At 37.2% G+C, this 12,842-nt stretch carries 14 protein-coding genes and 1 other RNA gene; 9 read left to right on the top strand and 6 right to left on the bottom strand.

The features are described from left to right. The 3 genes from BAZO_RS23460 to ssrS all read left to right on the top strand — a co-directional run. Window positions 1-87: stalk domain-containing protein (locus tag BAZO_RS23460; protein WP_003332653.1), on the top strand; the 87-nt coding region annotated here is incomplete at its 5' end. A gap of 126 nt (window positions 88-213) precedes the next feature. Then, on the top strand, window positions 214-357 hold the full coding sequence (locus BAZO_RS22700; protein ID WP_169315878.1) for a hypothetical protein: 144 nt from the start codon (window positions 214-216) through the stop codon (window positions 355-357). Window positions 358-415: 58 nt separating this feature from the next. Then, window positions 416-603: non-coding RNA, 6S RNA (ssrS, locus tag BAZO_RS21890), on the top strand. A gap of 46 nt (window positions 604-649) precedes the next feature. Here ssrS and BAZO_RS15765 read toward each other — a convergent pair. Continuing rightward, the gene (locus BAZO_RS15765) at window positions 650-778 is read right to left on the bottom strand and encodes a hypothetical protein (protein WP_003332654.1); all 129 of its coding nucleotides are present in this window, start codon (window positions 776-778) and stop codon (window positions 650-652) included. Window positions 779-882: 104 nt separating this feature from the next. Here BAZO_RS15765 and BAZO_RS15770 point away from each other — a divergent pair, with 104 nt between their 5' ends. Together BAZO_RS15770 and BAZO_RS15775 are read left to right on the top strand one after the other, a co-directional pair. After that, entirely contained in the window at window positions 883-1,344 is a 462-nt protein-coding gene (locus BAZO_RS15770) for a divergent PAP2 family protein (protein ID WP_003332656.1), read from the top strand. Window positions 1,345-1,421: 77 nt separating this feature from the next. Continuing rightward, window positions 1,422-1,691: a DUF6123 family protein gene (locus BAZO_RS15775; protein WP_003332657.1), complete on the top strand. Its 270-nt coding sequence runs from the start codon at window positions 1,422-1,424 to the stop codon at window positions 1,689-1,691. A gap of 41 nt (window positions 1,692-1,732) precedes the next feature. On the opposite strand, the gene ilvB is transcribed toward BAZO_RS15775, so the two are convergent. Together ilvB and BAZO_RS15785 are read right to left on the bottom strand one after the other, a co-directional pair. Next, window positions 1,733-3,433: a biosynthetic-type acetolactate synthase large subunit gene (ilvB, locus tag BAZO_RS15780; RefSeq protein WP_003332658.1), complete on the bottom strand. Its 1,701-nt coding sequence runs from the start codon at window positions 3,431-3,433 to the stop codon at window positions 1,733-1,735. Between the two features lie 449 nt (window positions 3,434-3,882). After that, complete coding sequence (locus BAZO_RS15785; RefSeq protein WP_003332659.1) at window positions 3,883-4,812, bottom strand: DMT family transporter; 930 nt, start codon at window positions 4,810-4,812, stop codon at window positions 3,883-3,885. A gap of 141 nt (window positions 4,813-4,953) precedes the next feature. Between BAZO_RS15785 and BAZO_RS15790 the strand changes: the two genes are divergently transcribed. After that, entirely contained in the window at window positions 4,954-5,616 is a 663-nt protein-coding gene (locus tag BAZO_RS15790) for a ribonuclease H family protein (RefSeq protein ID WP_003332660.1), read from the top strand. 17 nt (window positions 5,617-5,633) lie between these two features. Next, window positions 5,634-5,810, top strand: coding sequence for a zinc-finger domain-containing protein (locus BAZO_RS21895; protein WP_003332661.1), 177 nt, complete (start codon window positions 5,634-5,636; stop codon window positions 5,808-5,810). Window positions 5,811-5,891: 81 nt separating this feature from the next. Here BAZO_RS21895 and BAZO_RS15795 read toward each other — a convergent pair whose 3' ends face one another. Both BAZO_RS15795 and cspD read right to left on the bottom strand, forming a co-directional pair. Continuing rightward, window positions 5,892-6,140, bottom strand: a complete 249-nt coding sequence (locus BAZO_RS15795; protein ID WP_003332662.1) for a DUF2564 family protein — start codon at window positions 6,138-6,140, stop codon at window positions 5,892-5,894. A gap of 140 nt (window positions 6,141-6,280) precedes the next feature. Beyond that, a complete protein-coding gene (gene cspD / locus BAZO_RS15800) occupies window positions 6,281-6,481 on the bottom strand; it encodes a cold-shock protein CspD (RefSeq protein WP_003332663.1) in 201 nt (66 codons plus the stop codon). 243 nt (window positions 6,482-6,724) lie between these two features. Here cspD and BAZO_RS15805 point away from each other — a divergent pair, with 243 nt between their 5' ends. Continuing rightward, on the top strand, window positions 6,725-9,016 hold the full coding sequence (locus tag BAZO_RS15805; protein WP_003332665.1) for a YcdB/YcdC domain-containing protein: 2,292 nt from the start codon (window positions 6,725-6,727) through the stop codon (window positions 9,014-9,016). A gap of 64 nt (window positions 9,017-9,080) precedes the next feature. Here the strand turns inward: BAZO_RS15805 and BAZO_RS15810 are convergent, their stop codons facing one another. Further along, the gene (locus tag BAZO_RS15810) at window positions 9,081-10,496 is read right to left on the bottom strand and encodes a glycoside hydrolase family 18 protein (protein WP_003332667.1); all 1,416 of its coding nucleotides are present in this window, start codon (window positions 10,494-10,496) and stop codon (window positions 9,081-9,083) included. A gap of 160 nt (window positions 10,497-10,656) precedes the next feature. Here BAZO_RS15810 and BAZO_RS15815 point away from each other — a divergent pair, with 160 nt between their 5' ends. Further along, window positions 10,657-12,804, top strand: a complete 2,148-nt coding sequence (locus BAZO_RS15815; RefSeq protein WP_003332668.1) for a type IA DNA topoisomerase — start codon at window positions 10,657-10,659, stop codon at window positions 12,802-12,804. The last annotated feature ends 38 nt before the right edge of the window (window positions 12,805-12,842 follow it).

Consider the following 12,842-nt stretch of genomic DNA (forward strand, 5'->3'; position numbering starts at 1 on the left):
ACCGTTCTTCCATTACGTGCTGTAGCAACAGCATTAGGTGCAAACGTAGCTTGGAACGAAGCTGACCAAACTGTAACTGTTAAATAATAATAAATATTAATGTGTTAAAGAGTCCAGTTATACTGGGCTCTTGTTGTTATGATTTCCCACCACTAAGATTATTGTAAAAATCAAATACTAATTTTGACCGATAATTTTTAGGAGGTATCCACAATGGGCAGATCCAAAAACGCAAACCCTAATGCAATGAGAAATAACAATGCCAAGAGGATGGAAGAACGATCACGAATTGCAAAATTTGCGTCCTATGCAGAGCAGGAAATAGATAAGTTAGAAAGCCATCAGATTAAGAAATAACTGCATACATTGGCAATGAAACGTATTTGCAATATGGAATAGTGTTCGTTATAATAAAGATAACCTACGATGTTGGTGACTCTACTGTGTCTAAAACCGATGCTATTTATAAGGGAGTTCTACATTTTGACCAGGACGTCAAGCCTTGTCCATGACGACATGAGGAAGATGAAACGGTTAATGCGAACACCCACCTGCGAGAGCGGGTTTTTTAGACATACTGAGCACGGCATATGTGGGGGATAATGATAAAGAACGAAACCTCGGCTTATTAGCCGAGGTTTTTTTGTGGTTAAATTTTCGTATTACTTTTCTTTGCTTTTTGTTCTAGTTGTGATTTAGGGTTTGTGGCAGATCCCTCTGGGTGACCTTGTTTATTTACAGATGGTGCAAATTTTCCACGGTTTGCGTCTTTTGTCATTGCTTTTTCCTCCTATATTTGAATTTTACCTTCAATATTTTCTCCCGAATTGACCCATAATATTAAAAAACATTGCTTAAGTCTAATTGGAGGTGGATTCATTTATGAATAGAGGGATTACGACTGCCCTTTTGTCGATTGGGCTGGCACAGTTTTTAAAGATCCCAATCCAAAAAGTGCGTACAGGGAAATGGGATTGGGGTGTGTTTTTTGAAACGGGAGGCATGCCAAGCTCCCACTCAGCTGGTGTTTCCTCATTAGCAACCTTCATTGCGCTAAAACGAGGTATATCAACTATTGACTTTGCGCTATCAACGATTTTTGGATTAATTGTCATGTATGATGCCCAAGGTGTCCGTAGGCAAACGGGGGAGTTATCGATTAGGGTAAATGATCTTTATGAAGACCTTGACCGTTTAGAAAAACAGCAGAAGAGGGCTGAACTCCATGAAGAAAAAGAAGAAAAGATAAAAGAGGTGTTAGGTCATCAGCCTCAAGAAGTACTTGGTGGTGCCTTATTGGGTGTTGCAACAGGGGCGCTTAGTTATCGGATTTCAAAAAAATGATGAACAAAAAACATAGATGATTTGTCCGATTTTCGGTATTATTAGAAGTATCAGTTAAAAAAGAGGAGAACGTTGGTATGCTAGCAGCTTCAACAAGCGACTACTTAAACCATTTGCAAACAAAAGGTTTTTCTTTTCGCGAAGATACACTTGGATTTATTGAATTTGGGAAAATATATACAGCATCATCAGATAAATTAGTAAATCTGGCCATTGAAATTACACTAAAAGCACAGTATGAATTTGATGGTAGTTTTTATATTGCCATTTTAGAAATGTTCAAGGCACATAATATAAAAAGTAAAAAAGCCGCCTATAAATTGATAAAAGAACGAAATATTTTATAAGAAATAAACCCCTTGAAAAGTTTTCGAGGGGTTTTTAACACTTATCTTGATAAAATTACCTCATCATTTCCGGCTCCAGGCGGTACCATTGGATAAACATTTTCTTCTTCAACAATATCAAACTCAAGTAGTGTAGGGCCTTCATGTTTAAATGCTTTTTTAATGATACCCTGTGCTTCTTCCGCATTTTTCGCTTTAAATCCAGGAACACCATAGGCTTCTGCAAGTTTTGCGAAATCGGGTGATGATATTTTTACTGAAGAATATCGGCGGTCATAAAATAATTCCTGCCATTGACGAACCATTCCTAAATAGCCGTTATTTAGGACAATTATTTTAATTGGCAGTTTATAAAAAGCAGCCGTACTTAATTCCTGTAAATTCATTTGGAAGCTCCCATCTCCAGTAACACAAATGATTGGATGGGCACTATTTGCAACAGCAGCACCAATCGCTGCCGGGAAGCCGTATCCCATTGTTCCCAAACCACCTGAGGATAAGAACGTACGTGGCTTTGTAAATTTATAATTGTGAGCCGTAAATATTTGATGCTGACCAACATCTGTAACAACAATGCTATCAACATCTGAGTATTGGTCAACAAGCTGCAGTACCTCTTGTGGTTTAAGGACGCTGTTTACTTTATCAAAACGAGGCACCGTTCTTTTGAAATTAGTAACTTCTGCAACCCATTCAGCACAGTTTTCAGTAATTTCTTTTTCATTTATTAGTTGGTTTAATTCTGATAAAAAGGCATTAATATCTGCAACAACTGGTATATCAATTGGTACAATTTTATTTATTTCTGATGGATCTACGTCAACTTGGATTTTAAGTGATTTCGGAGAGAAATGGCTCATCTTTCCGGTAACACGATCACTAAAACGAACACCAAGGCAAAGTAATAAATCGCAGTTGTGAACGGCCTTATTGGAGGCAAATGTACCATGCATACCTAACATTCCTAAATGAAGACTATGCTTGCTATCAAATGAGCCAATACCCATTAAAGTACTAACAACAGGAATTTTTGTTTTTTCAACAAATTCCGTTAGGAGGGCGGAAGCATCAGAAATAACAACTCCACCACCAACTAAAATGACAGGTTTTTTTGACTCAGAAAGTGCTTGTAAAACATACTTAATAGCATTTTTGCTTACTGCTTTTTCTGTTTTTTTCTGTTCAACAACGGTTGGGGTTAAGTCATAGGAAATATTTTCAGTGCCTGCCATTAACAAGTTAGCTGGAACTTCAATAACAACGGGACCTGGTCTACCACCTTCGGAGATAACTTTAGCCTTTTCAATTGCTCCAGGTAATTTTTCTAAATTCCCGACTCTAATATAATGTTTTGTTATCGGAATCGTTAATCCACTCACATCAACTTCTTGGAAAGAGTCTTTGCCAATTTTCTCAGATTCAATTTGACAAACGATAACTACCATTGGAACTGAATCACTGAAGGCTGTTGCAATACCGGTAACCGCATTTGTCACTCCGGGACCTGCTCCAATTAAAGCAAAGCCAGCTTTTCCACATGCTCTCCCATATCCATCTGCTGCATGAACGGCAGCTTGCTCATGCTTCATTAGAAAAAATGAAATATCTTTATTTTCGTCTAGCTTATCAAAAACGGGTAATAGAACCTCCCCATGACATCCAAAGAGTTTGTGTCCGCCTTGTTGTGCAATAGATTTAAGGAGAAGGCTTGCTCCAGTAAATCCCTGCTTTGTAAAATACATTTGCCATACAGCTCCCTTATAATTATGTCTGTTTTTTAACAATTTTAAATAAACTGACAGGAGTTGTATGTGATAATTGTCATAGTTGTGTGAATTGAAAGATGCGGAGGAAGTGCAGAAAAGTTATCTGCCACCAAAAGGAGGTAAAGTGAAGTTTGGTGAGGATAAAAGCAGGTTATCTACTACCAAAGGTAAGTAGAGTGGAATTTGGTGAGGATAAAAGCAGGTTATCTACTTCCAAAGGTAAGTAGAGTGGAATTTGGTGAGGATAAAAGCAGGTTATCTACTACCAAAAGTGAGTAGAGTGGAATTTGGTGAGGATAAATCCAGATTATTTACCATCAAAAGTAAACAGAGCGCAATTTGGTGAGGATAAAACAAACCACCATCAAAAGGGAGGATACCCCAGTTTGATGGTGGATAACAAAAGGATCCCACATAATAAGCATTTATTTTGCCTCATAACTCCGCTTATTCTTCACTAACCCATCAAAAACCTTTTGCGGGAGTTCTGCTAAAATCATACCAATAAAGATCAACAAACAGCCAAGTAAGGCTTTACTTCCAAGTCGTTCATTTGCCCAAAAAAAGCCTGTAATAGCTGCAAACACGGGCTCCATTGCAAAAATCAGGGCAACACGAGTTGGTGTCGTAAACTTTTGAAAGTTTGTTTGCGCTAAAAAAGCTAAGGCTGTAGCAAAAATAGAGCATATAATAAGCGCGAGAAAAACATTAGCATTTCCCATAACCTCTGAATCAAACACTCGCTGCCAATCCTCAAAAAGTACAGCGGAAATACTGCTAAGCACTGATACTGTAAAAATCTGGACGATGGTCAACAATAGAGTGGAATACAATGGTGTATATTTTCCGGTTACTACAATGTGAGCCGCAAAAGAAATCGCACAAAAAAACACTAATATATCTCCAAAATTAAGTGCTAAACTGTCTCCTAATGTTAATAAATATAAACCAATCGTGGCTACTCCAACACCGAAGACAGCAAATCGTTTTGGTGTTTCCTTTAAAAATAAAAACCCAAATAAAGGAACTAATACTACACTTAATCCGGTTATAAAGCCCGCTTTAGAGGAAGTTGTATGTAAAAGTCCAAATGTTTGTAAAGCGTATGCAGTAAATAGCCATGTCCCCATAATTACACCGGATAATAAAAGCTTTTTGTTCATCATTGATAATATATTTCGCTTAAAAACAAAAAGCCAGGCAATTAGAAATAAACCTGCAAGGCCAAAGCGGACGCCATTAAATGTAAATGGTTCAAGAAGGGCAACGGCATTCTGAACGAGTACAAACGTTGAACCCCAAATAAAAGTAACCAATAATAAACTAACATCAGCGATTACTTGTTGTCTTTTCATTGGATGAGTCTCCTTACTTATTTAAAATCAATAACTGTTATTCTATCATAATTTTCAAAAATTAGTTAACAAAATATGATACGTTTGAAATGGAAGCGAATATGATAAAATAAGCCTAAACTGTCGAAAGGGGATTAAGATGTGAAAGTATCAATTCATTGGACATATAAGCATCCAAAGGGGAGACAGATTGAACTTACTTCGGATTTTTTACCGGCGAATGAAGCGCTTTTTCTTGTCGAAGATTTTGAAAAGACCAGCAGGGTAAAAGATATAGTATTTTATGATACATCAGATCAATCATGGTCGAAAAAAGAATTACAGCAGTACGTAAAAGGAATTGAGACGGAGCCACATGATATTGTAGCCTTTTTTGATGGGGGATATGATATAGATACTAGAAAAGCCGGCCTAGGAGTTTCTATATATTTTACGCAAAATAATAAACAATATCGGGTACGGAAAAACAGTTCATTTGATGAGCTGGAGTCTAATAATGAGGCGGAGTATGCAGCGTTTTGGCTATTATTGCAGGAGTTGGAGAATTTAGGTGTTCACCATATTGAAGTGACGTTTAAAGGGGATTCACAGGTTGTTTTAAATCAATTAAGTGGAGATTGGCCGGTGTATGAAGATGAATTCATCCGCTGGATTGACCGAATTGAGGATAAAATGAAAAAGCTTGGAATCAAACCAATTTATGAGCCGATTTCAAGGAAATTAAATAAAGAATGTGATCAACTAGCGTTACAAGCATTAAATGGAATTGATATTGACAGCCGTATAGAACTGCAAAATGGGTAATAAATAGGGGTGATTAGGTGGATAGAAAGCAGGTTATTGAAAAAGTTGGCTCTCTTTTAGATACATATTGCAACGGATGTTTTTTGATCCATCATCACCGAAAGGAATATGGAAAAAAGTATGCGCAAAGCTTTTGTATTAAAAACTGTACGGTAGGGATCGAGCTTCAAAAATATGGTAGAGAGCTTTCTTGAACTAAAGGAATGAAAAGAAAAAGCTGATTAGTTTAACCATCTAGGTTCTAATCAGCTTTTTCGATAAAACTAAAATAAATTTTAACGTTTTGCTTCTTTTAATTGCTCTTCACAATCTTGCAAGAGCGACTCTTGTTCGTTTAAAAATTCATTATCAACTCCAGTTGCGTTATTAAGAGCATTTTGCAACTGACCTCGGGCAGCATTTATGGCATCTGTTGCAGCTTGAAGCTGCCCCGGTTCCATACTCATCGTTGCAGAACCGACCATTTTTTGGGCTGCTTCGATTGAAAGTTCAACCTGTTTTAGATCATTAAAAGGTTCACCCATATGTATTCCTCCTCATAGAAGTTCTATATATAGAGTTTGTAGGTAACGTGAATTTCATTCATAAATTATTGAAACAAAAAAAGACCACCCAAAGGTAGTCTTTTTATTTATAGGTTTATTCATTAATGTTAGGGTTCAAATTAAGCTTTGTTTACGTTAGCTGCTTGAGGACCACGAGCACCTTCAACGATTTCGAAAGTTACTTCTTGACCTTCTTCTAAAGTTTTGAAACCTTCAGATTGGATTGCTGAGAAGTGTACGAATACATCGTCTCCACCTTCTACTTCGATGAATCCAAATCCTTTTTCTGCGTTAAACCATTTTACTTTACCGTTTTGCATATTTAATCCTCCTAAAAAATCCTGCACGAAAGTGCTCGAAAATATATATCAACTACACTTTATGTAAGTTGATTAGTACTAATATAGCATTTACCCATGAAGAAAACAAGACAATAAAAAAATATTAGAAAAATTTTTTGGTAAAAAATTTTTTTGAATTATTTTCTTTCGAATGAAACTTTATCCAAATGAATACGTCTAAATAGTATGAAGAAAAAAACTTGTCTAAGGAGGGCATTGGGTATGAAGAAGAAAGCTATTATATTTAGCTGTTTGTTAGTTTTACCGCAAATTGCTGCAGTCCCATTTGCGAGCGCGGAATCAGCCGTAATGAAACAAAATCCCGAAGTTGTATCATCAGCTGCTGTTAAAACAATGGCTGCACAGGATCAAACGGTTTCAGCAAAAATTTCTAAAGAACAGGCAATTGAAATTGCAAAAAACTTTACGACAGTACCGAAGGATTATACACAACAATCAGTAAGTTATCAAAGCAATTGGTATCCAGGGAATCGTACAATCTGGAATATAAATTGGAATCGGCAAACTGAGAATGGTTATGGAAATATCGGTGTAACGGTGGATGCTGAAAATGGTACGGTAATTTCAATGAACCGCTGGGAGGATACATACAATCAACAGCCATCCTATCCTCCAAAATACAATTGGGAAAGTGCAAAGAAGATTGCCGAGCAATTTTTGCAAGATAAAGCCCCACAAAAAGCTAATGTTGTAGAATTAGATACTACTAATCTATCTAATCAAAAACCACCTTTACATGGAAATGCAAACTATTACTACTCATTTATGCGTGTGGAAAATAATATTTCATTCCAGGATCAGTATATTTCAGTCGTTGTTGATGGAAATGGAGAGGTAGTTGGCTACGATTATCGTTGGAATGACGATGTTAAAATTCCGCCAACTTCAGGCATGATGTCTCAAGCAGACGCTGAGAAAAAAATGAAGGACAGCATGGAGATTCAATTAAAATATCAAACTATCTATAACTATCAAGTTCGTACTGACAATCAAGGTACAGTTAAATTGGCCTATGATAACCGCTTTAATTATCCATATATTGATGCAAAAACGGGAAAATGGCTCGATTATAGTGGGAAGCCAATCGAAATGAAGGATTATGCTGCAAAACTTGAACCACTGTCACCTAATAAACCAACACAGACTGCACCAGCAAATAAAGATTTAACACAGGAACAGGCAATTGATATAGCGAAAGAACAATTTAACATTCCTGCTGATGCAACCTTGGAGAATATTTACTTTAATGATGTTGATCAATATCAAAAATATCCGGTTTGGAATTTGAATTGGAGGACTGGGCAAACTTGGATTAATGTATCCGTTAATGGTAAAACGGGTCAAATTACCAATTACTATAAAGAAGATCCAAGCAGATATCAGCCATTAAGTGAAGACCAAACAGTCAAGCAGGTTGTGAATTATGAACAAGCTCTCGAAAAAGCTAAGGAAACACTAAAAACATTTGCACCAACAGAGCTTCATGCGGTAACATTCGACCCGATTCGTAATCCTAAGCCTGAAAATCCTGAGAAAATGAAAGAGTTTTACTTTACTTTCCATCGTCTTGTTGACGGTATTATTGTCGAGGATCAGTTTATGAGTGTGACCATCTCAACGGAAACTGGCGAAGTCTTCCAATATTATCAAAGCTGGGATCCACAGGCAAAGTTCCCGGATACAAAAAATGTAGTTTCAGCTGAAAAAGCGAAAGAAGTATATTTTGACAACTTCACGATTGTTCCGAAATATTTGTATATTGAAAATGTAGATTATTCAACATCAAGACCAATTTACAAGGCCCCGGAAGTAAAAGTGGTATATCATTTAGCAATGAAACCGCAGGATCAAGCTATTTACCTTGATGCTGTAAAAGGAAAGTGGGTCTCAATGGAGACCGGTGAACCAATTCGCGGAAAAGTTGACGTGAAAGATATTAAAGGACATCCAAATGAAAAAGCACTACAACTATTAATTGACTACTATGCGATTGATGTTGACGATGCCGGCCTCGTTAAACCAAATGAAGAGATAACTAGAGGCGAAATGGTTAAAATGATGATGCTTGTAACAAATCCAGACCCATATTATTATAAAATGAACTATATGAGCGGGGACAGACCAGCCACATTTGCTGATGTGCAAAGCAATTCACCTTATTTTGCTTATGTTGAATCAGCAGTTCAGCAGGGCTTACTAGATAAGTCAAAAGGTGAGTTCAAACCAAATGAAACGGTCACTCGTGAAGAATTAGCTGAAATGATTGTAAAATCAATGAGATTAGAAAAGCTGGCAGAAGTTCCAAACTTATTTAATATTACCTTTACTGATGCAAATAAAATTAATAATAAAGGCCATGCTGCCATTGTTCATCATTTGGGCATCATGCCGGCAAAAAATAATAATTTTGAACCGGCTCAAAAAGTGACACGTGGTGCCGGTGCGCAAGTGTTTTATCAATTTTTACAAGAGCGTGGGAAATACAGTCGTTAATGAAATTTCCTGAACTAAGAAAGGGGCTACCTCTAACAAACGGAGTAGCCTCTTTCAAATGATTTCATATTAATTTTTTTACATTAAAGTTATCCTCTAATAATGCCCAATTTTGTGGGTAGGCGTAGCCTAATGCCCAGTAACTAACACCGCGTAGATTAAATTCCTTGACTAAATCAAATTTTGCTTGGGCGCTGCGTGCATCTTCAAACCAAACTTCATGCTCTTTACCTTCATTATCTACATATCGGAAATGTGGGGATTGTGTCGCTTCATCGTAATGGATCGTGGCATTGTGTGTTACGGCTAGCCTTACCGCTTCTTGGACACCGAAGGTTCTAGCGGATTGACCTTTCACATGTGGCAGCACCCAATCGCGGGCATAGATTTGGAATCCTAAGAAAATTTTTTCCGGAGGCATCACGCTTGCGGCATATTGGATGACGCGCCTCATTTGGTTAATTGGTGAAATTGCTTGTGGCGGGCCAAGTCGGTAACCCCATTCATAGGTCATTAAAACGACAAAATCAGCGATTCGTCCATGGGCAGCATAATCATGTGCTGTGTAAAGCAGCCCTGATTGAGCAGCACTCGTTTTTGGTGCAAGTGCACTGGAGACAAAATAGCCCTTCGGATGTAGGCGATCGACTGCCATCTGCATAAAACGATTGTAATTTTCTCGATCCTCTGGTAAAACATTTTCGAAATCGACATTTAAACCGCGATATCCTTTTTCATCCATAACTTTAATGGCATTTGTTAGGACCTTTTCACTTAATTCCTGGCTCGCTAAAATCTTATTTGCTAAATTGGAACCAAGTGAAGTCGACGTGAAGTTCGTAATCGACATCATTGGAACGACATTATTTGCATAAGCGGCAGAAATGGCTAACCGGTCTGGGAAGGGCTCTAACGTTCCGTCTTCTTTAATCATATAAGCAAATGGACTTAGATAGGTTAGATGACGGCCAACTTCATTAATCGAATTCGCGGCAGCCTGTTCACTTCCTTGGTACGTATAAGCATTAACCTCGATTGTTGGTTTTGGTCTAGGAATGATTAAATGGGTACCAACATGAATTAAATTCGGGTCTTGAATATGATTTTCGCGGACAATCGCTTGAACAGTAGTGCCAAAGCGTCTTGCAATGATTGATAGTGTATCACCTGATTGAACAACATAGGTAAGTGGTGGGATGATCAATTTGGTCCCGGGATATAAAAGATTAGGATTCGTAAGTTGGTTAGCTTGAATAATTGAATTTGTTGTGACACCGTATTTCTGTGCAATGGACCATAATGTTTCTCCCGATTTAATTACATGAGTTGTGCCGGATACGGGAATAATCAAGGATTGGCCGATCACAAGTTGATTTGGAAATTGCAGTCCGTTGATTTCTACAATTGAATTTATATTCACGTTGTAACGACTAGCAATTTGCCAAAGCGTATCTCCGCTTCTTACAACATGTATAAGCAACTTTATCTCCTCCAACATGATTCAATAATGTACTATATATGCAATAGTTGTGATTGTGTGTTTTGTCTATATTGAAAAAAACTCACTTTAAAGTCAATTAGAGAATATTAATTATGCTATAATTTAATTCGAGTCAGGTAAATAAGGAGTTGGCTAATGAATGGTTGCCGTCATTTTAACTGAAAAGCCATCGGTTGCTAAAAATATTGCTGATGCACTAAAAATAAAAGGAAAACAAGATGGATATTATGAGGGTAATGGCTATTGTATAACATGGGCATTTGGGCATCTTTTACAGCTCTATGATGCGAAGGATTATGAGCCTTCAATGAAAAGCTGGAAAATGGAGAAATTTCCTTTTATCCCGGATTCGTTCCGCTACAAAGTAAAATCCAGCCCAAAGAACCGTGACTTTAAGGATGCCGGTGCTGAAAAGCAGTTAAAAACAATCTATCGCTTAATGAAACGACCCGATGTCGACACGATTATTTCCGCTTGCGACTATGATCGTGAAGGGCAAATTATCGGAGATACAATTATTTATAATTTGAAGGTAAATAAGCCGGTATTTAGGCTCCTTCTTAACGAATGGACACCGGATGAAGTGCTGAAAGGTCTGGATTCACTTAAATCTAATGAAGAGTTAAGACCGCTTCAAGATGCTGGTATTAGTAGACAATGGTCTGACTGGGTTATCGGCATCAATCTAACATCAGTTGCCACGTTAAAATATCAAAAAGGCAAAGGACAAGCTCTAAACATAGGAAGAGTGCTTTTACCAACCCTAAAGATCATTTATGACCGTGATCAGGAAATCAAAAATTTCAAGCCGGAAAATTACTACAAATTGAATGCTACTTTTCAAACCTCTAACAACGAAAGTTATGATGCTGTTTATCAAGAGGATAAGGAAGAAAAATTTAAAGATCCTACTCACCTAGAGAAGATTCAGCAGGCTTTAGCAGGGAAAAAGGGTCAAGTTCTCGATAAACAAGTGGAGCATAAAAAAGAATATCCCCCTTACCTTTTTAATCTTTCGAATCTCCAAGGAACGATTACAAGCAAATACAAAGGTTGGACGTCAGATAAGGTATTAAAAGTTGCACAAAGCTTGTATGAGAAAAAATTCATTACATATCCACGTACAGCAAGCGTTGTGTTAGAGGAAAGTTTAGTGGGTAGGGCTGCCAAGGTTTTGGAAGGTTTAAAACAAGGCCATCCGTTCGCAAATGAAATTAATTTTTCAAAACTAAAGCGGGTATTTGATAACTCAAAGGTTGAAAGCCATAGTGCGATTATTCCAACCTATTTAAAACCAAAGTCACTAACAAGTGATGAAGAAATTGTTTATTCAGCGATTAAAAATCGATTTATTGCCCAATTTATGCCGATTGCTGAATATGAGGAAACGAAAATTACAACGGGTGTTGATGGTGTTCCAGGTTTTTTTCATTCGCAAGGAAAGGTGCAGCTCATAGAAGGCTGGAAAAAAGTTGAAAAAATAGAATCGAAAGATACAATTTTACCGTTTGTAGAAATGAATGAAATGGTTGCAATCGAAAAGCATGAATTGACTTCTCACGTAACGAAACCTCCCAAACACCATACTGAAAAAACACTACTCCGTGTCATGGAAACATGCGGGAAGAACTTTAAAGAAGAAGACAATGAGGAAATGCTTGTTTCGATTTTGAGTGGCTTCAGTATTGGAACTCCAGCTACAAGAGCTGAAACAATAAAAAAACTGAAGGATGTAGGATATATTACAACTCAAAATAAAAACCTGCTCTGCACAGAGCTTGGTGAAAAATTAGTAGAAACGTTTCCGATTAAAGATCTTTTTGATCTTGAATTCACTGGCCGTATAGAAAAAACGCTGGCAGATATTGAAAAACGAAAATATCGGAAAGATGATTTTCTAAAGGTAATCTTTAATTTTACGGTAGATTCTGTGTTGAAAATAAAGGCGGACCAAGAAGTGACGATCCATGAAGTGGAGACAGCGAAAAAATCAGTAGAAGTTTTAGGTAAATGCCCGTTATGCGGTCATGCAGTAATTGAAGGCCAAAAGGGCTTTGGCTGCAGCAATTGGAAAAATGGCTGTAAATTTGTGATTTGGAAGAATGATAAGTTTTTGGCTTCGATGAAAAAGAAGCCAACGAAGACGATGGTAAAATCTCTCCTGAAAAATGGTGTTGCACAGGTAAAAGGATTAACAAGTAAGAATGGCAATAAGTTTGACGCCAATCTTCGTTATGTGAAAAATCCTGATAATGAATATTTTAGCTGGAAGATGGAGTTTAACTGATAACTTGGGATAGTTGGATCGATAGACGCTAGAGTTTA

The sequence above is a fragment of the Schinkia azotoformans LMG 9581 genome (assembly GCF_000307855.1).
GTDB lineage: Bacteria > Bacillota > Bacilli > Bacillales > Bacillaceae_J > Schinkia > Schinkia azotoformans.